Annotated in this window: 26 protein-coding genes; 18 read left to right on the top strand and 8 right to left on the bottom strand. The window is 68.1% G+C overall.

The window, feature by feature from the left end; translation table 11 throughout:
- Positions 1 to 41 precede the first annotated feature (41 nt).
- Both BAMB_RS20645 and BAMB_RS20640 read right to left on the bottom strand, forming a co-directional pair.
- Positions 42 to 650: an acyl-homoserine-lactone synthase gene (locus BAMB_RS20645; RefSeq protein WP_041491492.1), complete on the bottom strand. Its 609-nt coding sequence runs from the start codon at positions 648 to 650 to the stop codon at positions 42 to 44.
- A gap of 206 nt (positions 651 to 856) precedes the next feature.
- A complete protein-coding gene (locus BAMB_RS20640; RefSeq protein WP_011659110.1) occupies positions 857 to 1300 on the bottom strand; it encodes a DUF4902 domain-containing protein in 444 nt (147 codons plus the stop codon).
- A gap of 73 nt (positions 1301 to 1373) precedes the next feature.
- Here BAMB_RS20640 and BAMB_RS20635 point away from each other — a divergent pair, with 73 nt between their 5' ends.
- Positions 1374 to 2093 (top strand): autoinducer binding domain-containing protein, encoded by a 720-nt coding sequence (locus BAMB_RS20635; RefSeq protein ID WP_011659109.1) that lies wholly within the window; start codon positions 1374 to 1376, stop codon positions 2091 to 2093.
- A 57-nt stretch (positions 2094 to 2150) separates the two neighbouring features.
- Here BAMB_RS20635 and BAMB_RS20630 read toward each other — a convergent pair whose 3' ends face one another.
- The 5 genes from BAMB_RS20630 to BAMB_RS20610 form a co-directional block, all read right to left on the bottom strand.
- On the bottom strand, positions 2151 to 2858 hold the full coding sequence (locus tag BAMB_RS20630) for an MgtC/SapB family protein (RefSeq protein WP_011659108.1): 708 nt from the start codon (positions 2856 to 2858) through the stop codon (positions 2151 to 2153).
- Between the two features lie 353 nt (positions 2859 to 3211).
- Complete coding sequence (locus tag BAMB_RS20625) at positions 3212 to 4771, bottom strand: TolC family protein (protein ID WP_011659107.1); 1560 nt, start codon at positions 4769 to 4771, stop codon at positions 3212 to 3214.
- A complete protein-coding gene (locus tag BAMB_RS20620; protein ID WP_011659106.1) occupies positions 4758 to 6797 on the bottom strand; it encodes an FUSC family protein in 2040 nt (679 codons plus the stop codon). Before BAMB_RS20620 ends, BAMB_RS20625 begins: the two co-directional genes overlap by 14 nt.
- Positions 6778 to 7827 carry a multidrug transporter subunit MdtN gene (gene mdtN / locus BAMB_RS20615; RefSeq protein WP_011659105.1) on the bottom strand — a complete coding sequence of 350 codons (1050 nt, stop codon included), beginning with the start codon at positions 7825 to 7827 and terminating at the stop codon, positions 6778 to 6780. Before mdtN ends, BAMB_RS20620 begins: the two co-directional genes overlap by 20 nt.
- Complete coding sequence (locus tag BAMB_RS20610) at positions 7824 to 8117, bottom strand: hypothetical protein (protein WP_041491666.1); 294 nt, start codon at positions 8115 to 8117, stop codon at positions 7824 to 7826. The genes mdtN and BAMB_RS20610 overlap by 4 nt, the downstream gene beginning before the upstream one ends.
- A gap of 461 nt (positions 8118 to 8578) precedes the next feature.
- On the opposite strand from BAMB_RS20610, the gene BAMB_RS20605 reads away from it, so the two are divergent.
- The 4 genes from BAMB_RS20605 (at position 8579) to BAMB_RS20590 (ending at position 12394) form a co-directional block, all read left to right on the top strand.
- Entirely contained in the window at positions 8579 to 9730 is a 1152-nt protein-coding gene (locus BAMB_RS20605; protein ID WP_011659103.1) for a metallophosphoesterase, read from the top strand.
- A 221-nt stretch (positions 9731 to 9951) separates the two neighbouring features.
- Positions 9952 to 10557, top strand: coding sequence for an alpha-ketoglutarate-dependent dioxygenase AlkB family protein (locus BAMB_RS20600; protein ID WP_011659102.1), 606 nt, complete (start codon positions 9952 to 9954; stop codon positions 10555 to 10557).
- 328 nt (positions 10558 to 10885) lie between these two features.
- A complete protein-coding gene (locus BAMB_RS20595) occupies positions 10886 to 11092 on the top strand; it encodes a hypothetical protein (RefSeq protein ID WP_011659101.1) in 207 nt (68 codons plus the stop codon).
- A gap of 357 nt (positions 11093 to 11449) precedes the next feature.
- Positions 11450 to 12394: an IclR family transcriptional regulator gene (locus tag BAMB_RS20590; RefSeq protein ID WP_011659100.1), complete on the top strand. Its 945-nt coding sequence runs from the start codon at positions 11450 to 11452 to the stop codon at positions 12392 to 12394.
- Between the two features lie 101 nt (positions 12395 to 12495).
- Here BAMB_RS20590 and BAMB_RS20585 read toward each other — a convergent pair whose 3' ends face one another.
- Complete coding sequence (locus BAMB_RS20585; RefSeq protein ID WP_011659099.1) at positions 12496 to 13575, bottom strand: porin; 1080 nt, start codon at positions 13573 to 13575, stop codon at positions 12496 to 12498.
- Between the two features lie 450 nt (positions 13576 to 14025).
- Between BAMB_RS20585 and BAMB_RS20580 the strand changes: the two genes are divergently transcribed.
- The 13 genes from BAMB_RS20580 (at position 14026) to BAMB_RS20520 (ending at position 25981) form a co-directional block, all read left to right on the top strand.
- On the top strand, positions 14026 to 14343 hold the full coding sequence (locus BAMB_RS20580) for a non-heme iron oxygenase ferredoxin subunit (RefSeq protein ID WP_006751284.1): 318 nt from the start codon (positions 14026 to 14028) through the stop codon (positions 14341 to 14343).
- A 1-nt stretch (position 14344) separates the two neighbouring features.
- Positions 14345 to 14656, top strand: a complete 312-nt coding sequence (locus BAMB_RS20575) for a recombinase-like helix-turn-helix domain-containing protein (protein WP_011659098.1) — start codon at positions 14345 to 14347, stop codon at positions 14654 to 14656.
- A 54-nt stretch (positions 14657 to 14710) separates the two neighbouring features.
- A complete protein-coding gene (locus BAMB_RS20570) occupies positions 14711 to 15781 on the top strand; it encodes an aromatic ring-hydroxylating dioxygenase subunit alpha (protein WP_011659097.1) in 1071 nt (356 codons plus the stop codon).
- Positions 15774 to 16544, top strand: coding sequence for an SDR family oxidoreductase (locus BAMB_RS20565; protein ID WP_011659096.1), 771 nt, complete (start codon positions 15774 to 15776; stop codon positions 16542 to 16544). The genes BAMB_RS20570 and BAMB_RS20565 overlap by 8 nt, the downstream gene beginning before the upstream one ends.
- Before the next feature lie 39 nt (positions 16545 to 16583).
- Positions 16584 to 17111, top strand: a complete 528-nt coding sequence (locus tag BAMB_RS20560; protein ID WP_006751280.1) for a cupin domain-containing protein — start codon at positions 16584 to 16586, stop codon at positions 17109 to 17111.
- Positions 17112 to 17130: 19 nt separating this feature from the next.
- The gene (locus tag BAMB_RS20555) at positions 17131 to 18042 is read left to right on the top strand and encodes an alpha/beta fold hydrolase (protein WP_011659095.1); all 912 of its coding nucleotides are present in this window, start codon (positions 17131 to 17133) and stop codon (positions 18040 to 18042) included.
- Complete coding sequence (locus tag BAMB_RS20550) at positions 18039 to 18896, top strand: IclR family transcriptional regulator (protein WP_011659094.1); 858 nt, start codon at positions 18039 to 18041, stop codon at positions 18894 to 18896. The genes BAMB_RS20555 and BAMB_RS20550 overlap by 4 nt, the downstream gene beginning before the upstream one ends.
- Positions 18893 to 19690: an SDR family oxidoreductase gene (locus tag BAMB_RS20545; protein WP_011659093.1), complete on the top strand. Its 798-nt coding sequence runs from the start codon at positions 18893 to 18895 to the stop codon at positions 19688 to 19690. The genes BAMB_RS20550 and BAMB_RS20545 overlap by 4 nt, the downstream gene beginning before the upstream one ends.
- Positions 19683 to 21350, top strand: coding sequence for a thiamine pyrophosphate-binding protein (locus BAMB_RS20540; RefSeq protein WP_011659092.1), 1668 nt, complete (start codon positions 19683 to 19685; stop codon positions 21348 to 21350). The genes BAMB_RS20545 and BAMB_RS20540 overlap by 8 nt, the downstream gene beginning before the upstream one ends.
- On the top strand, positions 21343 to 22170 hold the full coding sequence (locus BAMB_RS20535) for an aspartate dehydrogenase (RefSeq protein ID WP_011659091.1): 828 nt from the start codon (positions 21343 to 21345) through the stop codon (positions 22168 to 22170). The genes BAMB_RS20540 and BAMB_RS20535 overlap by 8 nt, the downstream gene beginning before the upstream one ends.
- Positions 22171 to 22268: 98 nt before the next feature.
- Complete coding sequence (locus tag BAMB_RS20530) at positions 22269 to 23759, top strand: aldehyde dehydrogenase (protein WP_011659090.1); 1491 nt, start codon at positions 22269 to 22271, stop codon at positions 23757 to 23759.
- Positions 23760 to 23777: 18 nt separating this feature from the next.
- The gene (locus tag BAMB_RS20525; RefSeq protein WP_011659089.1) at positions 23778 to 24740 is read left to right on the top strand and encodes a VOC family protein; all 963 of its coding nucleotides are present in this window, start codon (positions 23778 to 23780) and stop codon (positions 24738 to 24740) included.
- Complete coding sequence (locus tag BAMB_RS20520) at positions 24737 to 25981, top strand: NAD(P)/FAD-dependent oxidoreductase (protein ID WP_011659088.1); 1245 nt, start codon at positions 24737 to 24739, stop codon at positions 25979 to 25981. Before BAMB_RS20525 ends, BAMB_RS20520 begins: the two co-directional genes overlap by 4 nt.
- The last annotated feature ends 7 nt before the right edge of the window (positions 25982 to 25988 follow it).

Genomic DNA, 25988 nt, shown 5'->3' with positions numbered 1-25988 from the left:
CCTTCGTTACGATGCCGCGGCCGGACTACGCGCGTTCCGGCTCAGGCGGCGATGGCTTGCCGGGCGGCCCGTCCCGGCTCGATTCCAAGTGCAGCAAACGTTTGCGGATCGATGTCGATCCAGCACGCGACAACCAGACGACCGTCCACCTGCTTCGGCGGCCCTGCCCGGTGCGCGTGCACGCCGATCCGGCGGAACAGCCGCTCCATGCTCGCGAACGTCACGCCGATCAGCTGCCGCGCGCCCAACTGCGCCGCGCATTCGACGACCGCGGCGAGCATCGGGCGGACGGCCCACTCGGCATTGCCCGGACCGCCTTCGTCGCCGGTCGCCGCGAACCGCGACAGCTCCCAGACGGCAGCCGATTGCGGCAGCGGGACGTCTTCGGCGACCAGGTCGGCGAACAGCGACTTCAGCAGATACGGGCGGGTGGTCGGCAACAGGCGCGCACATCCGCACACGTCGCCGCCGGCGTTTCTCGCGAACACGTAGACGGTATCGTCGCGATCGAACTGATCGCGCTCGAAACTCTCGTTCGCCGACGGAAGCGCCCAACCGAGCTGTTCGACGAATACACGGCGCCGATAGCGCCCTAAATCCGCTGCAAGTTCGTGCGGCAACCGCCCTTCCTCGTGAACGAAGGTTCGCATGGTGTCCTCGGATTGATCTTTGTATGCACGCATTACAGCGCGCGTCCCGAGGAGGCGGTAACTGGTAACTCTTACAGGTAGACGTGCGCCGGCGCGATTTGACCGGTGGTAACGGTTTCTTGATCGGCGGGATTGAAATACGGGCGGCTTTTGCTTATAAAGAGCGCCAGTCTTGAGGAAATGTCAGAGGAAAGCGTGGCAGATTGTCACTGGAGCGTGGGACCGGCATGATAGGTGTCATTGCGGCCGAGCAGCGCCGATGCGACGGCGGCGGGCCAGTCAATGCCTGCCAGCCGTGCGGCGAGCGCGGCGGCGGTGCGGAACATGCCGAGGTCGGCGCCGTTGGCGTCCACGGCCATGATGTTGCTGCGGACGTCGCCGCCCGCGATCACGAACGTGCCGGTTGCACGTTCGAGATACCAGTCCCAGCCGACCGTCAGGTATGCGACGCCGGCACTGGCCGGGCGGTGCCATTCGGTATAGCCGGCCAGGCGCGCGTCGATGGCGCTGTCGCGCAGTTCCGCGAGCAGCGATGCATCGAGGTCGCTGGCGACATGGTCGAGCGCGAGCGCGGCCAGTGCGTTTTCGGACAGCCGTACGTAGCCGTCCGGAGACGGGCCGCGGACCGGGTGCAACAAAGGTGAAGTCATGCGCGGAATGTATCAGCCCCGAACCGGCGCTGGCACCTGACAGGTATGACAGCGTGACGTTGTCGGAGAAATAATGGAATTACGCTGGCAGGATGCCTACCAACAATTCAGTGCCGCGGAAGACGAGCAGCAGCTCTTCCAGCGGATCGCTGCCTATTCTAAACGCCTCGGCTTCGAATATTGCTGTTACGGCATTCGCGTGCCGCTGCCCGTATCGAAGCCGGCCGTCGCGATCTTCAATACCTATCCGGACGGCTGGATGGCGCGCTACCAGGCGCAGAACTACATCGAGATCGATTCGACGGTTCGCGACGGCGCGATGAGCACCAACATGATCGTGTGGCCGGACGTCGACCGGATCGACCCGTGCCCGTTGTGGCAGGACGCGCGCGACTACGGGCTGTCGGTGGGCGTTGCGCAGTCGAGCTGGGCGGCGCGCGGCGCGTTCGGGCTGCTGAGCATCGCCCGTCATGCGGACCGGCTCACGCCAGCCGAGATCAACATGCTGACGCTGCAGACAAACTGGCTCGCGAACCTGTCGCATTCGCTGATGAGCCGCTTCATGCTGCCGAAGCTGTCGCCGGAGTCGAGCGTCACGCTGACCGCACGCGAGCGCGAGGTGCTGCGCTGGACGGCCGAAGGCAAGACCGCGTGCGAGATCGGCCAGATCCTCAGCATCTCGGAGCGCACGGTCAATTTCCACGTGAACAACATCCTCGAGAAGCTCGGCGCGACGAACAAGGTCCAGGCGGTCGTCAAGGCGATCGGGGCGGGACTCATCGACACGCCCTGACGCGGCACCGGCGGCAGGGCAGTCCTGCCGCCGGATCGCATGAACGGCTGCTGCCGCTCACTCCATCAGCGGTTCCGCTTCCTTCGCGGTCCAGCTCACGCTGGAAATGCTCTTCTCCATGCTCATCCGGCTCGCGATCTGCTCGAGCTTCTGCTGATCCTTCGGATGCAGCTTCAGCGTCGCGGTCACCTTCAGCCGGTCCGGCTGCTCGGGCACGTCCTCGCTGGTCAGGCTCTGGAACGACAGCGGTTTCGCATACATCGAATTCGACAGCAGCGTGCGGATGTGCACTTCGTCCGCGGTGAGGCAGATCACGGTGATCTGGTATTCGCGCACGAGATCGGCATTCGACACGGGGGTCGCGTTGATCGCCTGGCTGACGCCGCGCAGCACCGTGTTGGTGAGCAGCACGACGCCCGTGCCGGCCAGCGCCGGCACGAAGTGGCCGGAGCCGGCCAGCACGCCGACGGCGGCCGAGCACCACAGCGTCGCGGCCGTGTTGATGCCCTGGATCGAACCCTTGTCGCGCATGATCACGCCGCCGCCGAGAAAGCCGACGCCCGACACGACGTAGGCAGCGATCTGCGTGACGCCGGCCACGCCGTTGCCGGTCAGCACGCCGAGCGTGACGAACAGGCACGCGCCGCTCGCGACGAGCGTGATCGTGCGCAGGCCCGCCGTGCGTTGCCGCATCTGGCGTTCGAGGCCGATCGCGACGCCGCAGGCGAACGCGACGAAAAGACGGAGTGCGAAATCGAGAGTCATGAGTGTCCTGCCGTGCAATGAGCGCATGCCGGCCCGCGTCGCGTCGGCGCGATGCCGAACGCGGCACGATGGCCGTCATCGCGCGGCACTGTACCGCGCGAATGCGTCATTCAGTGTGAAACGGGAGGCGTGCGGGCTCGCGGAACGCGAGCCGCGGCAGGAGAACTGCGTCGGACAGGCGTTCAGGCGGCAAGCGGCGCACGCAACGGAGTGCTGCAACTGTCCACGATGGTTCCTGAAGAAAGAATGGGCGGCATTCTAGTCGGCCGCCCGCGCACCCGTCAACCGGCTGGGCGGCCGGCCGCGCACGGCCGGCGCCTCACTGCGACGGTGACTGCACGCTACCGCGACGGTTACTGCGACGGTGCCTGCGACGACCCGATCGTCCCCGTCGCGAGCGCGAGCGCGGCGGCGGCCGACAGCGCGCCGGCGTAGCTGTCGACCTCCGCGTTGCGGGCCGCGAGCAGCTGGCTTTGCGCGATCGTCGCATCGGTGACCGAGCCCACGCCGTTCCGGTACGCGGTCAGCGCCGCGTCGTAGCTCGTCTGCGCGGCGTCGACGAGCGCCTTTGCCGCATCGTGCGATGCGAGGCTCGTCTGCACCGCATTCTGCGCGGCGACGACCTGGCGGACGGCTTCCTCCTTGGTCCGCGTGAGGCGCGCGGACGCGCTCTGCGCATCGTTGCGCGCCTGCATCAGCACCGCCGAGCGCAGGCCGCCGTCGTACAGCGGGATCGTCACGCCGAGGAACACGCCGCCGCCGTAGCGGCTGCCGTTCAGGTTGACGGTCGGCGCCTGGTCGCCGATCGCGGGCAGCGCGGTGATGGCCGTGCCGCCGCTGGCATAGGACGTCGACGCGGACAGGAAGACCTTCGGCATGAACGCGGCTTCCGCGGCCTTGATCTTCGCGCGGTTGGCCTGCTCCAGCGCATACGCGCCCTGCAGGTCGGGACGGCGCGCGATCGCATCCGACACGATCGCGTCGACCGACGAAGCGAGCGCGGGCGGCAGCGGCCGCTTCGGCAGCGCGGCGATCGACGGCTTCGACAGCGGCGAGATGCCGAGCGCGGAAACCAGTGTGAGATAGCTGTCGCTTTGCGCGCCGTTCGCCTGCACCAGCGCGAGATTCGCCTGTGCGCGGTTCTGCGTCGACTGCGCGAGTTCGACGACGGTGCCGACGCCTTGCTTGAGCCGTGCGCGGGACGCCGCGAGGATCGCATCGGCGTTCGTCAGGCCTTGCTGCGCGCTGGCCGCGCGCGAGCGGGCGGCTTCGTAGCGGTAGTACGCGACCGTCACGTCGTGGATCACCTGCTGATGCACGGCCGTGAACGCGACGTTCGACGCGACCGACGCCTGCTCGGCCGCCTCGACGCGCGCCGTACGGCCGCCGAAATCGAACAGCAGCCATTGCAGCGACAGCGCCGAGATCGTGCCGTGCGCGGTCGTGTTGCTCGACGCGTCGCCGAGGATCGTGGATGTCGAGCCGTGGCTCGTCTGGTACGCGCCCATCGCGGTCGCGGACAAATTCGGCAGGTACGCGGCCTTCGCGATGCCGACCGCGAGCGCCGCGTTGCGCGCGTCGTTCCACGCGATGCGGGTCAGCGGGTTCGTCGATTCGGCGAGATCGATCAGCTCGGGCAGCGTATACGGATGCGCGGTATCGAGCGCGGCGGGCGGCGACACCGATGCGAGCGCGGGCGAGGCCGGCAGCGTGTAGTCGTGCGGTGCGCGTTGCGCGGACGCGAGCGGCGGGGCCGGCACGATGTCGCCCGCGGCCGACGTTTGCGGCTGCCACGGGCGATCGGGTGCGTCCGGCGCCAGATCGATCGACGACGTTGCGCAACCGGCCAGCGCGACGGCAGTCGCGAGCGCGGCGGCGGCGATCGACGCGGCCGGCGGTTCAGGGACGCGCATGAGGGGCAGGCTCCTTCGGGGTGGCTTGACGCGCGGCGTCGGCGATGTGCGCGAGCCGCGTGTCGATCAGGTTCAGCAGCGCGTCGCGTGCAGGGTCGGCGGGCGTGGCGGCCGGGGGCGGGGCCGGCATGGTCGCCGCGCTTGCTGTCGACGGCGGCGCCGGCGCAGCGGTGTCGGCAGCCGGGTCGCCGTCACGCAGCGCGACCACGCGCGCGAGCCGTGCGCCGATCGCCGCGTCGCCCGGCGCGCGCTCGGCGAGCAGGAACAGCGGGCCTTCGAGCGCGCCGAGTTCCGCGAGTGCGCGGCGCCGGGTGGCGAGCCACGTGGCGGCGGGGCGTACCCACGACGGTTCGTAGTGGACGAGGCCGAGCTCCTGCGCGATCGCGCCGTGGCGCGCGAAGGCTTCGGCGGCGAGCGTGCGGCGTTCGGCCGGCTGCGCGATCTGCACGACGCGGCGCCACTGCTCGAGCAGCGCGGCGAGCGCGACGTCGATCTGCTTGCCGATGCTGACGGGCCAGATGCGCGTGAATACGAGATACACGACGACGTTGCCGAGCAGGATGCCGATCGTGCGATCGCGCGCGATCGTCAGGTCGAAGCCGGGGCCGGCGCCCTGGATCACGCACAGGAAAAACGCGAATGCGATCTGGAAGCCCGCGTACCCGATGCGCGGCGAGCCGAACGCGACCCACGCGGACAGCCACGCGCCGGCGAACACCAGCGCCATCAACTCACCGACCGACGAGAGCGCCGGAACGACGAACACGAGCGCCGCGGTGCCGAGCAGCGCACCGACGATGCAGCCGACGATCCGCAGCGTGAGCTTCTCGACCGTCTCGGCGGTCGAGCCGAGCGACACGATGTAGCAGGTGACGACGCACGTATGGATGCCCGACCAGTCGAGCTGCGAATACAGCAGATAGCAGAAGATGGCCGCGGCGGTCGTCTTCAGCGCATAGCGGATGTGATCGGGATTGCTGCGCGCATCCGGCAGGAAGAAGCCGCCGCGCGGTGTCGGCGCGGCTGCAGTCGGATCGGCCGTCGCGCCCGGTTCCGCGAAGCGCGTGATCGCCGCATGGAGATCGGTCGCGGCGACGCGCGCGAGCGGCGGCAGTGGATCGACCGGCGGCAGTGCGAGCGTCACGTCGACCGGATAGCCGCCGCGCTCGAGAATGGCCGCCATCTCGTCGAGCGTGGCCGCGATCGGTGCGGCGAACGCGTCGGGCAGCCGTGCGTCGGGTTCGCGATCGGCCAGCGCGACGCCGACCATCAGCGCCGTGCTCGACGCAATCGCCTGGCGCAGTGCCGCAACGTCGGCGGCGCTCGACGAGCCTTCGAGTTTCGACAGCTTGAGCCATGTCAGCAACTGCTTGTCGCCTTCGCGCAGGCTGGCGTCGAATGCTGCGCGCGCGTCGTCGTCGTCGTCTTCGCCGCGCAGCCGCCGCGCGGCGAGCCGCAGGCGCTTGGCGATCTGCGCGAGCGCGAGCCGGCGCGGCGACGGCGCGATCAGCAGGTTGACGACGATCGCGACGCCGACCGGAATCGCGATCGTCAGCCAGATATAGAGCAGCGCGCGGGTCGCGGCTTCGCCGAACGGTGCGAGGCCGAGCTGGTCGAGCCCGAAGCCGACGATCATCGCGAGGATCGCGCCCACGGGGCGCAGCTTGCTGGCCGACGTCAGGTACAGCAGCCCGACCGACAGCACGGCCATGCACGCGACCCGCAGGATCGAATAGTCGATGCTGAAGATCGCGATGCCGAGCACGAGCCCGATCACGATCGTGACGATCAGCAGGAGCGCCGCCGCGAGCACGATGCTCGTCACGCGGTCGGCGCGGATCATGAAGAACACGACGTAGGCGGACAGCGCGGCTTCGGGCGTACCGTACGCGCTCGTCACGAGCACGGTCAGCGCGCAGATCAGTGCGACCCGCACGGCGATCGACGTGCGCCCCGGAAACGGCGCGAGCAGTCGCAGGACTTCGCGCGGGCCCGGCGCGCGGACGTCAGCGGCAGGCTGAGCCATGCCGGACCTCGACGATCGCGCTCGCGCCGACACGCACGAGCTTGCCGTCGGGTTCGTCGAGCTTCACGCGCACGGGGAAGCGCTGCGCGACATGCACCCAGTTCACCGACCGCTGCACGATCGGCAGCGCGCGCGGCAGGTTGATGCGATCGCTGTCCGCGATGCCGGCGCCGATGCCGATGACCTTGCCCGTCAGCGCGCGGCTGCGGTCGATCATCGAATAGACGGTCGCGCAATCGCCGACCGCGATACGATTCAGCGACGTCTCGCGGAAATTGCCGACCGCGAACCATTCGCTTGCGTCGATCAGCGTGAAGATCGACTGGTTCGGCGCGAGGGTTTCGCCGGCGAGCACGGTCAGCCCCGTCACGAGCCCGTCGTGCGGCGCGCGCACGACCGTATCGTCGAGCGCGTGCTGCGCGCGGGCGAGTGCGGCTTCGCGCGCATGGAGCGTCGCGATCGCGTCGGCATCGTCGCCGATCGTCTGCGCGGACGATCGCTGCTGTTCCTTGGCCTGCGCGAGCGACACGGCCGCATCGCGCTGCCGCACCTTCGCCTGGTCGAACTGCTGCGCGCTCACGTAGCCCTGTGCGGCGAGCGGCGCGAGGCGGTTCACGTCGCGCGTCGCGAGATCGTAATTCTGCGTCGCGCGCTTGACCTGCTCGACGGCGACCGCCGCGTTCGAATGCTCGCCGATCAGCGACCGGCGGCGCGTGTCGAGCGATGCGCGCGCGAGCTCGACATCGGCCTGCGCCTGCGCGACCGTCAGCCGGTACGGCACCGGATCGATTTCATACAGCAGGTCGCCTTTCGCGACACGCTGGTTCTCGTGCACGGCGAGCCGCACGATGCGGCCGCCGACGGGCGACGCGACGTGGACGAGGTCCGCGTCGATCGACGCGTCGTCGGTGGACGGGTAGGCCGATGTGCGGTGGTACGCGTACGCGAGCGCGGCGATGCCGAGCGCGACGATCGCCAGCGCGATCACGCGGCCTTTCGTGGACGGGCGGGTGATGCCGGCGGCCTTCATGCAAACGGCCCCGTGCCGGTGAGCCATACGATCACGGCGACCACGAGCCCGATCGCGGTGCAGACGGCGAGCTGGTAGGGCACCGTGGCGGCCCAGCCGGTCGCGACGAACACGCGGTGCGCGACGATCGCGCCGACGATGCCGACGATCGCGCTGACGAGCCAGAGCGGGAAATACGCGCCGAACAGGACGTACGACGGTGCGCCGCGCGACGTGCAGCCCGCGAGCGGCAGGGCTGGCACCAGGACGGCGGCGGCGCGCAGGGGTACGCGCGGCGTTGTTTTTCTCATGGTGTGGACGAGCTCGACGTTGGGGTTGATGCCGGGCACGGCGCAATGCGGTTCGTTGCCGCGACGACGATTCCGCGATACGGAGCCGATCATAAATCAGCGCGATGCGGACCGCCAGCGATGCGGCGTGCGCCGGGGCGCCTGGCGGGCGTTCGGGTACGGTCGTGGCGCGGTCCGCGATTCTGCCAGCGCATGCTTTCGTATGGGTGCCGACGGACTGTAAAGCATCGTCAGACGGAAGCCCGCTGCCGACGTTTGTTCGCCGATGGGTGGGAATCGAAGCGGCGATTGCCGGATTGCTGCGCGAGCGGTTGCGAATCGGTGTCCGGTCGAGCCGGCCGGTATCTGTGTACCATCGTGCGAAGGACGCGGTGCGTGGCGCGGGGCATGACGAGACTTGACGTCACGATTCCGGCCGACGCGCCGCGCGACGGTGGTAGCGCAACGAGGATGAGTGTTCCATGCGAAGTTTCTTTGTCCGGTTCATCGCAATCGGCGTGCTGTTCCATTTGTATGTCGGGCTGCGGATCATTCCCGGCGCATTCGCGTCGCCGCTCGCGCGCACGATCGCGGCGCTGGTCCTCGCGAGCTTCGTCGTGCTGATCCCGGTCGGCATGTTCTCGCGCCGCTTCGACGAAGGCTGGGCCGCGACGCTCGTCGGCTGGGCCGGCGCGCTCGCGATGGGCTTCTTCTCGTCGCTGCTGGTGCTGACGTTCCTGCGCGAGCTGGTGCTGCTCGGCGTCGTCGCGTGGCGGCATCTCGGGCATGACGGCGCGTGGAGCGGCGCGAGCGCCGACACGGCGCTCGGCGTGCTGGTGGCCGCGGTGCTGGTCACTGCGATCGGATTCGTCGGCGCGCGCCGCACGGCGGCGGTCAAGCGCGTGTCGATTCCGGTCGACGGGCTGCCGGCCGCGCTCGACGGGCTGACGATCGTGCAACTGTCGGACATTCACGTCGGGCCGACGATCAAGCGGCCGTATATCGAGCGGATCGTGCGGGCGGTCAATGCGCTCGAGGCGGATCTCGTCGTCGTCACGGGCGACGTGGTCGACGGCTCGGTCAAGCGGCTGCGCGAACACACGGCGCCGCTCGGCCGCATGCAGTCGCGGCACGGCAGCTTCCTCGTGACGGGCAACCACGAATACTACGCCGGCGCGCACGCGTGGATCGACGAATTCCGGCGAATCGGCTTGACGGTGCTGCTCAACGAGCACGTGCTGATCGAGCACGACGGTGCGCGCGCGGTGCTCGCGGGCGTTACCGATTTCACGGCGGGCGGGTTCGATCCCGCGCATCGCAGCGACCCCGAGCAGGCGCTGGCGGGCGCGCCACGCGACGTCGCGACGAAGATCCTGCTCGCGCACCAGCCGCGCAGCGCGGAAGCGGCGAGCCGCGCCGGCTTCACCGTGCAGCTGTCCGGCCATACGCACGGCGGCCAGTTCCTGCCGTGGCCGCCGTTCGTGCGTCTGCAGCAGCCTGTGATTGGCGGGCTCAACCGGTTCGGCGCGATGTGGCTCTATACGAGCCGCGGCACCGGCTACTGGGGGCCGCCGAACCGCTTCGGCGTGCCGTCCGAAATCACGCTGATCCGGTTGACGCGCGCGACTGGGTGATGGGCGCGCGATAGCGTCGAAATCGACGCGCGCCGCGATGATGGTGTGACACGCTGCAAATGCTTCGCCGTTCGCCGTTCGCCGTTCGCCGTTCGCCGTTCGCCGTTCGCGTGGGCGTCCGCGGCACGCGACGGAATGACAGCGCATGGCGGCGCGTGTCGCCGTTGTCTACCATGCAGACATGGTCCATCCGCACCGTCCACTTTCCGCCTGAGTCCGACATGTCGACGCCCGATCTTTTCGCCGATGCGCCCGCGCCCGACGTGGACTGGTACCCGGACTGGCTCGCACCGTCCGACGCCGATCGCGTGCTGGCCGCGCTGATCGATGAAGTCGCATGGCAACAGGACACGATCCGCACGCCGCGCGGCCGCATTCCGCTGCCGCGGCTCACCGCGTGGCAGGGCGAACCGGACGCCGTCTACGTGTATTCGGGAATCCGCAACGTGCCCGCGCCGTGGACGGCGGCCGTGCTCGATCTGAAGCGTGCAGTCGAGCTCACGTGCGGCGAGACTTTCAACAGCGTGCTGCTCAATCGTTACCGCAACGGACAGGACAGCCTCGGCTGGCATGCGGACAACGAGCCGGAGCTGGGCGACGCTCCGGTGATCGCGTCGGTCAGCCTCGGTGCGATGCGCGTGTTCGATCTTCGTCATCGCGCGACCGGCGTCGTGCATGCATACCGGCTGACGCACGGCAGCCTGCTCGTGATGCGCGGCCGCACGCAGGCCGAATGGCAGCATCGCGTGCCGAAGGCGCCGGCCGTGCAGGGCGAGCGCATCAATCTGACGTTCCGGCGGGTGGTGTCGGCGGCGGCGACTCGTTAGTCGCCGGTTATGCGGGCGCGCGGCCGCGCGGTGGCGTTCGATGGTGACCCGTTTTTCGACCGATACGATCCCTCAGGCGTCCATGCGGCACGTTGCCGCACGAGTGGGGTATCGGGTGGCGAAAATATCCCGGAGAGGCCCGTGCCATAAGGGTTTCAGGCGGATTCGATCGACCGCTTGGTTCCGATAGGCGAGTGTAAGCCCTGATGGTGCGTCGCAACATTCCTTGACTAGACTGTCGAATAGCTGAAACGCGCCGCGAACCGGCGCATTTTTTCGACATGCCCGACGCGTAGCCAATGGGACGCGTAAGGCAGGAGCATAACCCGTGACCGTACTGGACTCATCCCTCGAATCCTCGCTGCACGTCTTTGAACAAGACGGCGGATGGCAATGGGCGCTGACGGTAAAGCGGGCGTCCGGCGTTGGCGTGAAAGTCGTCGCATTCAGCACGGACGGCTTTCGCGGCGAAGCCGACGCCTATGCCGCCGGTCAGCGCGCGCGCGCCGAGTATGCCGACACCGTGACGGCCTGACGCCGTCGCGCCGATCCCGTTCGCGGATCGGCGTGGTCGTCCGTTTTCACGCGTCTTCTTGTTCCTTTTCCCTCCTTTCCGACTTGCCCGAATCGATCCGTATGCGACATCGCGTGCGGTGCGCTCGCGTTCGCCCGCCGCACCCGGCGACGTTCCGATGGGCAGTCCTGTCTATCACTGTTATCCTTTCGATCGCATCAGCCTATATGACAGTCGGCTGTCCGATCGTGCGCGCCGGGCCATCGCCCGCCTGCGCCGGATCGTGTTGATCCGACTCGGTCGAAAATCCATAATCAAGCATTGCGGGTCATTCGTGAACGCTTCCATTCCGTCCATGTGCACAGGGTCAATCCAACGATGAGCGGTGCACCGAAATCGCCGGCGAAGCCGGCAAGCGCGCCGCGCGCGACAGCGAGCGACGACGCCGACCACGACGCGTCGAAGCCGGCCGCGGGCGACGACGAATCGTCCGGCGGCGCGTCGTCATATCTGGTTCCGGGCCTCGAACGCGGACTGCGGATCCTCGCCGAATTCTCCGCGCGCGAGCCGGTGCTCGGCGCGCCCGAGTTGTCGAAACGCATCGGTATCCCGCGCACGACCACCTTCCGTCTGCTGCAGACGCTCGAAGCGCTCGGCTTTCTCGAGCGCGTGAACGGCGACCGCTATTTCCGGCTCGGTGTCGGCGTGATGCGGCTCGGCTTCGAATACCTGAATTCGCTGGAACTGACCGACCTCGGCGCGCCCGTGCTCGAACGGCTGCGCGACGCGACGGGCCTGTCGACGCACCTGCTGATCCGCGACCAGCGCGATGTCGTGTTCGTCGCGAAGGCACAGAGCAACACGTCGATGTTCGGTTCGGTGAAGGTGCACGTCGGCACGCGGCTGCCCGCGCACGCGACCGTGCACGGCCACGTGCTGATGGGCGACCTCACGCGCGACGCGCTGCGTCAGCTGTATCCGGAAAAGCGGCTCGAGCAGTTCACCGAGCGCACGCCGGGCACCGTCGACGAGCTGTATGAGCGCGTGCGTCATTACGCGCGGCTCGGTTATGCGGTGAGCGAAGCCGCGTTCGAGAGCGGCATCTCGGCGGTGACCGCGCCCGTGCGCGACCATTCGGGCGCGATCGTCTCGGCCATCACGGCGACGGTGCCGCGCTCGGAAATCGGCGAGGCCGGCGAGAAGGAGCGGCTCGTCGAAGCGGTATGCGGCGCGGCGGTCGACCTGTCGCAGCGCCTGAACTACCGGCCGCTCGAAAGCGACCCGACGTTCGCGCACGCGCGCCATCGGGTCGCGATGTTCTGACCCGTCGAGCAGGCCGCGTCGCGCGGCTTTACCAGCAAAAAAGAGCAGCCCAAGGGCTGCTCTTTTCGTTTTGGCCATCGGGCGCGTGCGCCCGTCGCCGCTCAGAACGAATGGTGGATGCCGGTCAGCACGATCACCTGGTTCGCGGTGCTCGACGTGCCGGCCGTGAAGAACGAGGCCTTCGCGCCGCCCGAGCCGTGCTCGAACAGCACGTTCGCATAGAGCTGCGTGCGCTTGGACAGCGAATAGATGTCGCCGAGCTCGACCTGAGTCCAGCGGCGGCCGGCCAGCGTCGTGGTCGCCGCGCCGCCCGCGATCGTGTTGAACGCGCTGCTGCGATAGTTCACGCCCGCGTCGTAGCTCTGGAACGTGTCGGAAAACCCGTTCGACTGCATCTTCACGCGCGTGTAGAGGCCGTGCACGAGGAAGTCGCCGATCTGGTACGACGCGCCCGCGCCGATGTTCTCGACCTTGTTCGCCAGATAGCCGTTCGCGGTATTTTGCCCCTGGAACGACGTGATCCCCGTCTGGCTGATCAGGATCGCGCGGTCGTGCTCGTTCGAGTAGACGGCCGACGCCTTGAACGGCCCGTTCGCATAGTTCAGCGCGACGCCGACCGACTTGCCGGTCGAGAAGTTCGTCGTGTTGCCGAGCGCCATCGTCGCCGCGGCCGAGAAGCCGCCGAAGCTCGGCGAACGGTACTTGACCGCGTTGTTGTACGGCACGTTGCCGGTCGCGGCGAGCCCGTCGATGTTGCCGGGGTGGAACGCATACCAGCTCATCGCGAGATACGCGGTGCTGAGCGGATCGAGATAGTCGAACGTCAGCGGCGTCTGGCGGCCGAGCGTCAGCGTGCCGTAGCGCTCCGAGCTGAGCCCGACGAACGCCGCGCGGTTCCAGATCGTGTTCGCGGTCGCGAACTGGCCGTTGTTCGTATAGAAGCCGTTTTCCAGCTGGAAGATCGCCGACAGGCCGCCGCCGAGGTCTTCCTTGCCTTTCAGGCCCCACCGGTCGGGCTGCGTGTTGCCCTGGATCATTGCCCACTTCGCATGGCCGCCGACGTTGTTCACGTACGCGACGCCGGCATCCATGCTGCCGTACAGCACCACGCTGCTCTGCGCCCACGCGCCGGACACGGCGCTCATTCCGATCACTGCTGCTGCTACCGCTTGCTTGACCATTTGATCTCCTGACTCTCCAAACCTGACGGAAAAACATGCCGTGGTGGCGGGCGCGGGGACGGCCGGCCGTCGCGCGTTCCGCCACCGGGGCGGGCATTCTTTTGTGTTCCATATAAGGAACAACGTGCCTCTGATGGAATGGAGTATAGAGGCGTCGTGCGCCGTATCAAAAATAAATTTATCGGGCCGGATGGCGATGACGGCGATCCGCAACACGGGTTCAAGAATCCAGAAAAACAGACTTAAATGCCCGCCGGCAAACAAAAAATTACATTGGACGGGCGTTGCGGCGGAGAGCGTCGACTCAACGGTCAGTGTTTTCCCTAGGACATGCAGCTTTTTGTTTTGCTCGTGGAAAGTCGCTTCTATAATCACCATCCATAAACTGCTGTTCCGGATATGGAACAATTCCGGAGCGAACCGAGAGTCGATCAGAAGGAAGGGTTTGAGATGTCTGAACAATGGATTTGCGCCGGACACGCCGGCGCGCTGTCGGAAGACGCGCCGATCGAGTTCAAGCGGACCGACGGCGTCGAAATCGGGATCTACCGCGTCGGCGACGAGGTGTATGCGCTCGAGAACGTGTGCCCGCATGCGTACGCGCTGCTGACGCAGGGCTTCGTCGACGAGGGCACGGTCGAATGCCCGCTGCACGAGGCCGTGTTCGACATCAAGACGGGCGAATGCCTGAAGGGCCCGGGCGGGCGCGCGCTGAAGCAGTACGCGGTGCGCCTGGCCGGCGAGGAAATCCAGATCAAGGTGGAATGACATGAAAGAAGCGACCGTCAACTTCAATCCCTTCCTGAAGCCGTGGGTGGCGCCGCAGCCGAACAACGTCGCCGGCAAGGGGCAGATCGAGATTCCCGGCCAGGTCGAGAACCAGGTCTGGCAGAACCGCAAGGCCGCGCCGACCCAGTACGAGAACGATCTCGGCGATGCGCTCGAACGCGTGTTCGAGAGCGGTGCGACCGAGCTGGACGATGTCGTCGCGGGCCTGAACCGCATCGGCTTCCGTGCGCCGGACGGCACGGCATGGACACCCGAGCGCTTCCGCGCCGAAATGGCCGCGCTGGCGGAATGAGCGCGCGAGCCGCGTGACCGCCGACCCGACGACAACCGCATCCGGAGCACACTGATGACGTCCCCCGCACAACACGAAGTCCAACACGACCCGGTCCGCGCCTACCTCGACCGCGGCATCAAGAACTACTGGTATCCCGTCGCCCCGAGCTGGCAGGTGTCGAATGCGCCTGTCGGCCTCACGCGCCTGTCCGAGCAGATCGTGCTGTGGCGCGATCACGAGGGGAAGGTCCACGCGCTGGAGGATCGCTGCCCGCACCGCGGCGCGCGCCTGTCGCTCGGCTGGAACCTCGGCGGCAACATCGCCTGCTGGTATCACGGCGTCGAAATCGACGGCGGCGGCACGGTGAACCGCGTGCCGGCGGTGTCGAACTGTCCGCTCGAAGGGATGAAGTGCGTGAAGTCGTATCCGGTCGAGGAGAAGGCCGGCGCGATCTTCCTGTGGTTCGGCGACGAAGCGCACGGCGAGCCGGCGCCGCTGAACCTGCCGGAAGAACTGGTCGACGCCGAGTACGGCCACTTCCTGTGCGTGTCGAACTGGAAGTGCAATTACCAGTACGCGATCGACAACGTGATGGACCCGATGCACGGCGCGTACCTGCACGCGACGTCGCACTCGATGGCCGAAGGCGACAAGCAGGCCGACATGCGCGTGCGCAAGACGGAAACGGGCCTGATGTTCGAGAAGGTCGGCCAGCGCGACGTGAACTTCGACTGGGTCGAGCTCGGCGAAACCGGCTGCCTGTGGATGCGTCTCGCGATTCCGTACAAGCAGAAGTTCGGCCCGGGCGGCAACTTCGGGATCATCGGTTTCGCGACGCCGGTCGACGGCGACAACTGCCAGGTCTACTTCTGGCGCACCCGCAAGGTCAGCGGCTGGCAGCGCGACGTGTGGCGCTTCATGTACCGCAACCGCCTCGAGGGCCTGCACTGGGACGTGCTCGAGCAGGACCGCTACGTCCTCGAAAGCCTCGCGCCGCATGCACGCGATCACGAATACCTGTACCAGCACGACGTCGGCATCACGCGCGTGCGCCGGATGCTGCGCCAGCGCGCGCAGGAACACCTGTCCGCGCTCGACGCGCACCGTGCGGCGCACGCCGCGGCGGAGCCCGCGAATGGCTGAGTTCGCTCCGGTCGTGTCGCTGCCGGGGCGTCGCGTACTCGTCACGGGCGGCGCCCGCGGTCTCGGCGCGGCGTTCGTGAAGGCGCTGGTTGCGGCGGGCGCGCAGGTCGCGTTCGGCGACGTGCTCGCCGAAGAGGGCCGCGCGCTGGCTGCGGAACTCACGCAAGCCGGCCACACCGCGCATTTCTTCGCGCTCGACCTGGCCGATCCGGCGAGCGTCGACGCATTCGTCGCGCAGAGTGCGGCGGCGCTCGGCGGCATCGACGCGCTGATCAACAACGCGGCGATCACGAACTCGGGCGGCAGGCTGTCGACGGAACTCGACGTGCCGACCTGGGATGCCGTGATGAACGTGAACGTACGCGGCGTGTGGCTCGTCAGCAATGCAGCGCTGCCGCACCTCGCGCACTCGGGCCGCGGCGCGATCGTGAACCTCGCGTCGGACACCGCGCTGTGGGGCGCGCCGAAGCTGCTCGCGTACGTCGCCAGCAAGGGCGCCGTGATCGCGATGACGCATGCGCTGGCACGCGAGTTCGGCGCGCACGGCGTGACGGTGAATGCGATCGCGCCGGGGCTCACCGAAGTCGAGGCGACCGCCTACGTGCCGGCCGAACGGCATGCGTTCTACATGCAGGGCCGCGCGCTCACGCGCGCGCAGGTGCCCGACGACGTGACGGGCCCCGTGCTGTTCCTGCTGTCGGACGGCGCGCGCTTCGTGACGGGTCAGCTGCTGCCGGTGAACGGCGGCTTCGTGATGAATTGATTTGAATTGAAGTTTTCACTCTGAATGAAGGAGAGGACGATGGCGGATGCAGATCTCGAACGCAAGTCGTGGGACCAGCCGGATGACGCAAGCTTCGGCGACTGGATGGAAGGGCGCGTCGCGCGCTACGCGACGCGGCGCTACGACTGGGACGCGCTGAAGTTCCAGGCCGACTACGACCCGAAGTACCGCCGTGCGCAGATGCGCTACGTCGGCACGGGCGGCACGGGCGTCGCGAAGGACGTCAACACGGTGCCGGCCGGTAACTTCACGTTTTCGACGATGGTCATCCCGGCCGGCAACATCGGCCCGAGCCACATCCACACCGACGTCGAGGAAATCTTCTTCGTGCTGCGCGGCAAGATGAAGGTGATCTGCGAGCGCGACGGCGAGACCTGGGAAGCGATCCTCGGCGAGCGCGACCTGATCTCGGTGCCGCCGGGCGTGTATCGCACGGAAATCAACATCGGCGAGGAAGACGCGCTGATGTGCGTGATGCTCGGTTCTGCGAAGCCGATCACGCCGACCTATCCGCCGGATTCGCCGCTCGCGAAGATCAAGCGCTGAGACGGGGCGGAGCCAAGCAATGAGTGTCATCGACAAACGTGAACGCGACCGCACCGCGGCATTCGCCGCGCTGCTCGGGCAGTTTCCCGAACAGCGCTGCGCGGCCGGCGCGGCGGGCACGATCGGCTACCGTGAGGCTGGCGCAGGCGAGGCCGGCGCGCAGCATGCGGGCCACGCGCTGCCCGTCGTGCTGCTGCACGGGATCGGCTCGGGCGCCGCATCGTGGGTGTGCCAGCTCGACACGCTCGGCGCGTCGCGACGCGTGCTTGCGTGGGATGCGCCCGGCTACGGCGTGTCGACCCCCGTGCACGACGCGTCGCCGACCGCCGCCGATTACGCGGCGTCGCTGAATGCGTGGCTCGAGGCACTCGGCATCGAACGCTGCGTGCTGGTCGGGCATTCGCTCGGCGCGATCATCGCGGGCGGCCTGTGCCGCCTGATGCCCGCGCGGATCGCCGGCCTGCTGCTGATCTCGCCCGCGGGCGGCTACGGCCGTGCGCCCGCCGAAACGCGCGACACGCGCCGCGACGCGCGCCTCGCGATGCTCGACGAACTCGGTCCGGCCGGGCTCGCCGAGCAGCGCAGTGGCAACATGCTGTCGGGTTTCGCGAGCGAGGATGCGCGTGCGTGGGTGCGCTGGAACATGGCGCGCATCGTGCCGGCCGGCTATGCGCAGGCCACGCATCTGCTCGCGAACGCCGATCTCGCGACCGATCTCGCCGGCTTCCGCGGCCGCACGGCCGTGGCCGTCGGCGCGAACGACGCGATCACGCCGCCCGCCGCGTGCGAGCGGATCGCCGCGGCCGCGCAGGTCGAATTGCAGGTGATTCCGCAGGCCGGTCATGCCGGCTACGTGGAAGCGCCGGCCGTCTATTCGTCGCTTATCGACACGTTCTGTCGTCAGTGCGACACGCAGCGAGGCATGGCATGAGCGAACCGCTGCAACAACCAGAATCCGACAGCACCAAGGCCGACGCCGGCTACGTGGTGCCGGGCCTCGAACGCGGGCTGCGGATCCTCGCCGAATTCTCGCCGCGCGAGCCGGTGCTCGGTGCGCCGGAGCTGTCCAAGCGCCTCGGCATTCCGCGCACGACGGTGTTCCGTCTGCTGCAGACGCTCGAATCGCTCGGCTTTCTCGAGCGGGCGGACAAGGATCGCAACTACAAGCTGGGCATCGCCGTGCTGCGGCTCGGCTTCGAATACCTGAGCTCGCTGGAGTTGACCGATCTCGGCCTGCCGGTGATCGAGAGCCTGCGCGACGCGACCGGCTTCACGACGCACATCGTGATTCGCGACGGCCGCGACGTGGTGTTCGTCGCGAAGGCGCAGTGCCAGTCGCCGGTGTTCAGCGCGATTCGCGTGAACGTCGGCACGCGGCTGCCCGCGCATGCGACGACGCACGGCCACGTGCTGATGGGCGACCTGTCGCTGAAGGAGCTGCGTGCGCTGTATCCGGAAGGCACGCTGAGCCGGATGACGAGCGCGACGCCGGAAACGGTCGATGCGCTGTACGAAATGATCCGCGAGGATGCGCTGCGCGGCTACGGCGTCAGCAATTCGTCGTTCGAGCGCGGCATCTCGGTGGTCACGGCGCCGGTGCGCAACGACACGCAGAAGATCGTCGCGTGCATCACGGTGACGGTGCCGCGGCCGGAGATCGACGAGGCGCTGATCGCCGACGGCCTGTTCGACAAGGTGCAGCGCGCGGCGGCGGAACTGTCGCGGCGGCTCAATTACCGCTCGGATGACGAGCACACGTTTCTCAAAGCTTTAGGACTCCGATGATTGAGATCGATCTGACCGGGCAGGTGGCGGTGGTGACGGGCGGCTCGTCCGGCATCGGCCTCGCGACTGCCGAACGGTTCCTGCAGGCCGGCGCGTCGGTCGCGATTTGCGGCCGCGACGGCGAACGCCTCGCGCGCGCCGAAGCGATGCTCGGCGAGAAATACGCGGGCGCGCAATTGCTCGCCGTGCGTTGCAACGTGCTCGACGAAGCCGACGTGGCCGCGTTCGCGCAGGCCGTGTCCGAGCGCTTCGGCCGCGCCGACATGCTGGTCAACAACGCGGGCCAGGGCCGCGTGTCGACCTTCGCCGACACGACCGACGACGCATGGCGCGAAGAGCTCGAACTGAAGTACTTCAGCATCATCCGCCCGACGCGCGCGTTTTTGCCGCTGCTGCGCGACGCGCAGGCGCCGACGATCACCTGCGTGAACTCGCTGCTCGCGCTGCAGCCGGAGCCGCACATGGTCGCGACGTCGTCGGCGCGCGCGGGCGTGCTGAGCTTCGTGAAGTCGCTCGCAACCGAACTGGCGCCGCAGCGCATCCGCGTGAACTCGATCCTGATCGGCATCGTCGAGTCGGGTCAGTGGCGCCGCCGCTACGAAGCGCAGGCGCAGGCCGGCGAAAGCTGGGAAGACTGGACGGGCGCGCTTGCCCGCAAGAAGAACATTCCGCTGAATCGCTTCGGCAAGCCCGACGAGGCAGCCTGGGCACTTTTTTATCTCGCAACGCATCTGTCGTCCTACACGACGGGCAGCCATATCGACGTTTCTGGAGGCTTTGCACGCCATGTCTAAAAAAACCACGGTTGGCGAGCTGATTGCCGCCTTTCTCGAGCAGTGCGACGTCAAAACCGCATTCGGTGTCATCTCGATCCACAACATGCCGATCCTCGACGCGATCAACTCGCGCGGCAACATCCGGTATGTCGGCGCGCGCGGTGAAGCGGGCGCGGTGAACATGGCCGACGGCCTGGCCCGCGTGTCGGGCGGCCTCGGCGTCGCGTTCACGAGCACCGGCACCGCGGCGGGCAACGCGGCGGGCGCGATGGTCGAGGCGCTGACGGCAGGCACCGCGCTGCTGCACATCACGGGGCAGATCGAGACGCCGTACCTCGACCAGGATCTGGCCTACATCCACGAAGCGCCGGACCAGCTCACGATGCTCGACGCGATCTCGAAGGCCGCGTTCCGCGTGCGCACCGTCGAAACCGTGCTGCCGACGATCCGCGAAGCGGTGCGTATCGCGCAGACCGCGCCGACGGGCCCCGTGTCGGTCGAGATTCCGATCGACATCCAGGCCGCCGAAATCGAATGGCCGGAAGACCTCGCGCCGGCGCACGTCGCGGTGCGCGAGCACGACGACGCACGCGTCGCGAAGCTCGCCGACGCGCTGGCGGCCAAGCGCCGTCCGCTGCTGTGGCTCGGCGGCGGTGCGCGCCATGCGCGGGCGGAAGTCGAACGTCTGGTGAAGCTCGGCTTCGGCGTCGTGACGAGCGTGCAGGGCCGCGGCGTGCTGCCGGAAGATCACCCGGCGACGCTCGGCGCGTTCAACGTGCATGCGTGCGTCGAGGCGTTCTACAAGACCTGCGACGCGCTCGTCGTGGTCGGCTCGCGCCTGCGCGGCAACGAGACGCTGAAATACAAGCTCGCGCTGCCGCAGCCGCTGTTCCGCGTCGACGCCGATGCGCTCGCCGACAACCGCGGCTATCGCAACGAGCTGTTCGTGCACGGCGATTCGAAGCGCGTGCTGGCCGAATTGGCCGATCGCCTCGAGGGTCGCCTGTCCGTCGATCCGCAGTTCGCGCTCGATCTCGCGGCGGCGCGCGAGCAGGCCGTCGCCAGCGTCGCGGAAGGCCTTGGGCCCTACAAGAAGCTCGTCGATACGCTGCAAGCGGCGGTCGGCCGCGACTACAACTGGGTGCGCGACGTGACGATCTCGAACAGCACGTGGGGCAACCGCCTGCTGAAGATCTTCGAGCCGCGCGCGGGCGTGCATGCGCTGGGCGGCGGCATCGGCCAGGGCATCCAGATGGGCATCGGCGCGGCGCTGGCCGGCTCGGCCGCGAAGACGGTCTGCCTGGTCGGCGACGGCGGCCTGATGGTCAACGTCGGCGAGCTCGTGACGGCCGTGCAGGAAAACGCGAACGTGATGATCGTGCTGATGAACGACCAGTGCTACGGCGTGATCCGCAACATCCAGGATGCGCAGTACGGCGGCCGCCGCTGCTTCGTGCAGCTGCACCAGCCCGATTTCGCGCAGTTCTGCGCGAGCTTCGGCCTCACGCACTACCGGATCACGTCGCTCGACCAGGCCGAAGCGATCGTGCGCGAAGGGATCGCGAAGGAAGGGCCGGTGATGGTCGAGGTCGACATGCTGTCGGTCGGCGCGTTCGCATCGAACTTCGCGGGCCCGCCGGTGAAGACGGAAGAGCCGTCGGAGCGGCAATATGCGTAACGGACACGCACACGGGCATGCGCCCGTCGACGTCGCGATGATCGGCTTCGGCGCGATCGGTGCGGCCGTGTATCACGCGGTCGAGCACGATGCATCGTTGCGCGTCGCGCACGTGATCGTGCCGGCGCACCAGCGCGACGCGGTGCAGCGTGAGCTCGGCGGTGCGGTGGAGGTCGTGTCGTCGGTCGACGCGCTGGCCCGCCGCCCCGAGTTCGCGCTCGAATGCGCGGGTCACAGCGCGCTCGTCGATCACGTCGTGCCGCTGCTGAAGGCCGGCACCGACTGCGCGGTCGCGTCGATCGGCGCGTTGTCCGATCTCGCGCTGCTCGACGTGCTGTCACAGGCCGCCGACGAAGGCGACGCGACGCTCACCTTGTTGTCCGGTGCGATCGGCGGGATTGACGCGCTGGCGTCGGCGAAGCAGGGCGGCCTCGACGAGGTGCTGTACGTCGGCCGCAAGCCGCCGCTCGGCTGGCTCGGCACACCCGCCGAGGAATTGTGCGACCTGCGTGCGATGACCGAGGAGAAGGTGATCTTCGAAGGCACCGCACGCGACGCCGCGCGGCTGTATCCGAAGAACGCGAACGTCGCGGCAACCGTCGCGCTCGCCGGCCTCGGCCTCGACGCGACGCGCGTGCGCCTGATCGCCGACCCGGCCGTCACGCGCAACGTGCACCGCATCACCGCACGCGGCGCATTCGGCGAGATGTCGCTCGAAATGAGCGGCAGGCCGTTGCCCGACAACCCGAAGACGTCCGCGTTGACCGCGTATTGCGCAATCCGCGCGCTGCGCAACCGCGCGGCCCGCTGCGTGATCTGAGCGGACGACGCGGCCATTCCGGTCATTCGGGCCATTGAACGGCCGCCTGCGCCACGGCGCGGGCGGCTGCGCAGAGACAGATTTGTGGGACTTGTGACATGACTCCATTCGATACGAGCCTCGTACCCAACGGCGACATCCTGATCGGCGGCGAGTGGCGGCGCGGCCGCGGCGCGCCTTACACGAGCATCTATCCGGCCGACCAGTCGCTGAACCTGGAAGTATCGACGGCGAACGCGGACGATGCGGCCGACGCCGTCGTGGCCGCCGACGCCGCCTGGCGTCGCGCCGACTGGGCGGGACTCAAGCCGCATCAACGCGCGCTGGTGCTGTACCGGATCGCCGAGCTGATCATGCAGCGTCACGAGGCGCTCGCGAACCTGCAGCGCCGCGACAACGGCAAGCCGATCGGCGAGACGCGCGTGCTGGTCGCGAGCGCGGCCAACACGTTCCGCTATTTCGCGGCATGCCTCGAGACGCTCGACGAGGAACTGACGCCGTCACGCGGCGACTATCTGACGATGAGCGTGCACGAGCCGATCGGCGTGATCGCGGCGATCACGCCGTGGAACTCGCCGATCGCGTCCGACGCGCAGAAGCTGGCCCCGGCGCTCGCCGGCGGCAACGCGGTGGTGCTCAAGCCGGCCGAGGTCACGCCGCTCGTGTCGCTCGCGCTGGCCCGCATCTGCGAGGAAGCCGGCGTGCCGAAGGGCGTGCTGAGCGTGCTGCCGGGCAAGGGCTCGGTGATCGGCGACGTGCTGGTGCGTCATCCGCTCGTGAAGAAGGTGTCATTTACCGGCGGCACCGAAGTGGGCCGCGGCATCGCGCGCATCGCGGCGGAAAAGCTGATGCCCGTGTCGCTGGAACTCGGCGGCAAGTCGCCGACGATCGTGTGCGACGACGCGGATCTCGATCACGCGGTCAACGGCGTGCTGTACGGCATCTTCAGCTCGTCGGGCGAGGCCTGCATCGCGGGTTCGCGGCTGTTCGTGCAGCGCGCGGTGTACGACGAATTCATGCAGCGGCTGGTGGCCGGCGCACGCAAGCTGCGCGTGGGCGACCCGACGCGGCCCGACACGCAGATGGGCCCGCTGATCAGCGCGAAGCATCGCGAATCGGTGGAGCGCTACGTCGCGCTCGGGCTGGAAGAAGGCGGGCGCCTGCTGTGCGGCGGCGAGCGGCCGTCCGGCGACGGGCGCGAGCGCGGCTTCTTCTATCAGCCGACGATTCTCGAAGGCTTGCCGAACAGCGCACGCATCTGCCAGGAAGAAATTTTCGGGCCGGTGCTCGTCGCGATGCCGTTCGACGACGAAGCATCGCTGATCGCGCAGGCGAACGACAGCGTGTTCGGCCTCGCCGCCGGCATCTGGACGCGCGACTACAAGCGCGCGTGGCGCATCGCGCGCGCGCTCGAGACGGGCACCGTGTGGATCAACACGTACAAGCTGTTCTCGATCTCCACGCCGTTCTCGGGATGGAAGGAGAGCGGGATGGGCCGCGAGAAGGGACGTCTCGGGATCCGCGAGTACATGCAGCAGAAGAGCCTCTACTGGGGCTTGAACGACGCGCCGCTGCCGTGGGCGAACTGAGCGAAGGGGAATGACGCAATGAGCATCTTGGGTATCGAGCAGATTACGTACGGTGTCGACGACCTCGCGACGTGCCGGCGCTTTTTCGCCGACTGGGGGCTGAAGGAAGTCGCGCACGACGACACGCGCGCACGTTTCGAGACGATGAACGGCTGCACCGTGCTGGTCGTGAAGGCCGACGATCCGTCGCTGCCGCCCGCGTTCGAAGCGGGGCCGACGCTGCGTGAAGTCACGTGGGGCGTCGCGACGCGGCAGGAACTCGACGCGCTGCGCACGAAGCTGGCCGGCCAGCCCGGCTATTACGCACAGGACGATGCGGTGGGCTGCATCGATCCGAACGGGATGGCGATCCGCATCGAGGTGACGCGCAAGCGCGCGCTCGACATCACCGGCTCGCCGTCGAACGTGTGGGGCCAGACGGCGCGCGTCGACCAGCCGAGCCCGATCTATGCGCGCGCCGAGCCGGTCGAGGTCGGGCACGTCGTGTTCTTCACGAACTGCCTCGACGCGCAGGAAACGTTCTATCACGAGCTGCTCGGCTTCGAGACGTCGGACCGCTATCCGGGCCGCGGCGCGTTCATGCGCTGCGCGCCGCACGGCGGTCACCACGACCTGTTCCTGCTCGCGCTGCCGAATGGCAAGCGCGGCCTGAACCACGTCGCGTTCACCGTGCGCGACATCCACGAAGTGTTCGGCGGCGGCATGCACATCGACCGCTGCGGCTGGGAAACGCAGCTCGGCCCGGGGCGTCACCCGGTGTCGTCCGCGTACTTCTGGTACTTCCAGAATCCGGCCGGCGCGCTGATCGAGTACTACGCGGATGAAGACGTGCTGACACCGCAATGGCAGCCGCGCGAATTCGAACCGGGCCCGACCGTGTTCGCCGAATGGGCCGTCGACGGCGGCCTCGACGGCAACACGCGCCGGCAGAAGAACGCGAAGGCGCCGGAAGGCAAGTTCATGACGGAGCGCAAATCATGACCGAAGCGAACACACAGGAGCAGCCCGCGCCCGGCACGGTCGTCGTGATCGGCGGCGGCCAGGCCGCCGGCTGGGTGCTGAAGACGCTGCGCGCGGAAGGGTTCGCGGGCCGCCTCGTGATGATCGCCGACGAGCCGCACCTGCCGTACGAGCGTCCGCCGCTGTCGAAGGCCGTGCTGGCCGGCGACGCCGACATTGAGGCCGTGCGCGTCGTGCGTCCGGACGAATTCGACACGCTGAACGTCGAGGCATGGCAGCCGGAACGCGCGGCGTCGATCGACCGTGCGCGCCGCGTGGTGAAAACCGAAAGCGGCCGCGAGATCGAATACGACCGCCTCGTGATCGCGACCGGCGGCACGTCGCGCCGCTTGCCCGATGCGCTCGTCAACACGTCGAACCTGCACTACCTGCGCACGCTTGACGAAGCGGCCGCGCTCGGCGAGAAGCTGCGCGCGAGCCGGCGCGTGCTCGTGATCGGCGGCGGCTGGATCGGCCTCGAGGTCGCGGCAACCGCGCGCAAGCTCGGTGTCGAGGCCGTCGTCGTCGAAGGCGCGCCGCGTCTGTGCGGGCGCTCGGTGCCGCAGATTGTGTCGGACTTCCTGCTCGACCTGCATCGTTCGAACGGTGTCGACGTGCGCCTCGGCGCGGCGCTCGCGTCGCTCGACGCGCAGCCGGACGACGCATCGAAGGTACGCGCGACGCTGGCCGACGGCACGACGATCGACGCCGATTTCGCGGTGGCCGGCATCGGCCTCGCGCTGAACGCGTCGCTCGCGAGCGACGCGGGGCTCGCGCTCGACGACGGCATCGTCGTCGACGAATTCGGCGCGACCAGCGACCCGGCGATCTTCGCGTGCGGCGACGTTGCGAACCATCACAACGGCTGGCTGAAGCGGCGCGTGCGGCTCGAATCGTGGGCGAACGCGCAGAACCAGGCGATCGCGGCCGCGAAGGCCGTGCTCGGCGTGCGTGCGCCGTATGCGGAAATTCCGTGGTTCTGGTCCGATCAGTACGACGTGAACCTGCAGATCCTCGGTGATCTGCCGGCCGATGCGCAGCTCGTCGTGCGCGGCGATCTCGCCGCGCGTCGCGCGACGCTGTTTTTCTTGGGCGATGGGCATGTGAGAGGTGTCATCGCCATCAACAACGCACGCGAGCTGAAGCTCGCACGCAAGTGGATGAACCAGGGCCGGGCAGTGGATACGGAAGCCCTGGCGGACACGACCAAAGCGCTTGCCTGACCGGCGA

This window comes from Burkholderia ambifaria AMMD, assembly GCF_000203915.1.
In the GTDB taxonomy this organism is placed as follows: domain Bacteria; phylum Pseudomonadota; class Gammaproteobacteria; order Burkholderiales; family Burkholderiaceae; genus Burkholderia; species Burkholderia ambifaria.
Note: the sequence above shows the minus strand (reverse complement) of the source record. Positions and strands in the feature narration are given on the sequence as shown.

Excerpts from the sequence above, each read along its gene's own strand:
- BAMB_RS20530 (WP_011659090.1), top strand. The coding sequence starts at position 22,269 with ATGACTCCATTCGATACGAGCCTCGTACCCAACGGCGACATCCTGATC.
- BAMB_RS20585 (WP_011659099.1), bottom strand. The coding sequence starts at position 13,575 with ATGGTCAAGCAAGCGGTAGCAGCAGCAGTGATCGGAATGAGCGCCGTG.
- mdtN (WP_011659105.1), bottom strand. The coding sequence starts at position 7,827 with ATGAAGGCCGCCGGCATCACCCGCCCGTCCACGAAAGGCCGCGTGATC.
- BAMB_RS20590 (WP_011659100.1), top strand. The coding sequence starts at position 11,450 with ATGAGCGGTGCACCGAAATCGCCGGCGAAGCCGGCAAGCGCGCCGCGC.
- BAMB_RS20545 (WP_011659093.1), top strand. The coding sequence starts at position 18,893 with ATGATTGAGATCGATCTGACCGGGCAGGTGGCGGTGGTGACGGGCGGC.
- BAMB_RS20645 (WP_041491492.1), bottom strand. The coding sequence starts at position 650 with ATGCGAACCTTCGTTCACGAGGAAGGGCGGTTGCCGCACGAACTTGCA.
- BAMB_RS20560 (WP_006751280.1), top strand. The coding sequence starts at position 16,584 with ATGGCGGATGCAGATCTCGAACGCAAGTCGTGGGACCAGCCGGATGAC.
- BAMB_RS20630 (WP_011659108.1), bottom strand. The coding sequence starts at position 2,858 with ATGACTCTCGATTTCGCACTCCGTCTTTTCGTCGCGTTCGCCTGCGGC.
- BAMB_RS20520 (WP_011659088.1), top strand. The coding sequence starts at position 24,737 with ATGACCGAAGCGAACACACAGGAGCAGCCCGCGCCCGGCACGGTCGTC.
- BAMB_RS20580 (WP_006751284.1), top strand. The coding sequence starts at position 14,026 with ATGTCTGAACAATGGATTTGCGCCGGACACGCCGGCGCGCTGTCGGAA.
- BAMB_RS20620 (WP_011659106.1), bottom strand. The coding sequence starts at position 6,797 with ATGGCTCAGCCTGCCGCTGACGTCCGCGCGCCGGGCCCGCGCGAAGTC.
- BAMB_RS20600 (WP_011659102.1), top strand. The coding sequence starts at position 9,952 with ATGTCGACGCCCGATCTTTTCGCCGATGCGCCCGCGCCCGACGTGGAC.
- BAMB_RS20610 (WP_041491666.1), bottom strand. The coding sequence starts at position 8,117 with ATGAGAAAAACAACGCCGCGCGTACCCCTGCGCGCCGCCGCCGTCCTG.
- BAMB_RS20640 (WP_011659110.1), bottom strand. The coding sequence starts at position 1,300 with ATGACTTCACCTTTGTTGCACCCGGTCCGCGGCCCGTCTCCGGACGGC.
- BAMB_RS20570 (WP_011659097.1), top strand. The coding sequence starts at position 14,711 with ATGACGTCCCCCGCACAACACGAAGTCCAACACGACCCGGTCCGCGCC.
- BAMB_RS20550 (WP_011659094.1), top strand. The coding sequence starts at position 18,039 with ATGAGCGAACCGCTGCAACAACCAGAATCCGACAGCACCAAGGCCGAC.
- BAMB_RS20625 (WP_011659107.1), bottom strand. The coding sequence starts at position 4,771 with ATGCGCGTCCCTGAACCGCCGGCCGCGTCGATCGCCGCCGCCGCGCTC.
- BAMB_RS20525 (WP_011659089.1), top strand. The coding sequence starts at position 23,778 with ATGAGCATCTTGGGTATCGAGCAGATTACGTACGGTGTCGACGACCTC.
- BAMB_RS20575 (WP_011659098.1), top strand. The coding sequence starts at position 14,345 with ATGAAAGAAGCGACCGTCAACTTCAATCCCTTCCTGAAGCCGTGGGTG.
- BAMB_RS20535 (WP_011659091.1), top strand. The coding sequence starts at position 21,343 with ATGCGTAACGGACACGCACACGGGCATGCGCCCGTCGACGTCGCGATG.
- BAMB_RS20565 (WP_011659096.1), top strand. The coding sequence starts at position 15,774 with ATGGCTGAGTTCGCTCCGGTCGTGTCGCTGCCGGGGCGTCGCGTACTC.
- BAMB_RS20540 (WP_011659092.1), top strand. The coding sequence starts at position 19,683 with ATGTCTAAAAAAACCACGGTTGGCGAGCTGATTGCCGCCTTTCTCGAG.
- BAMB_RS20635 (WP_011659109.1), top strand. The coding sequence starts at position 1,374 with ATGGAATTACGCTGGCAGGATGCCTACCAACAATTCAGTGCCGCGGAA.
- BAMB_RS20555 (WP_011659095.1), top strand. The coding sequence starts at position 17,131 with ATGAGTGTCATCGACAAACGTGAACGCGACCGCACCGCGGCATTCGCC.
- BAMB_RS20605 (WP_011659103.1), top strand. The coding sequence starts at position 8,579 with ATGCGAAGTTTCTTTGTCCGGTTCATCGCAATCGGCGTGCTGTTCCAT.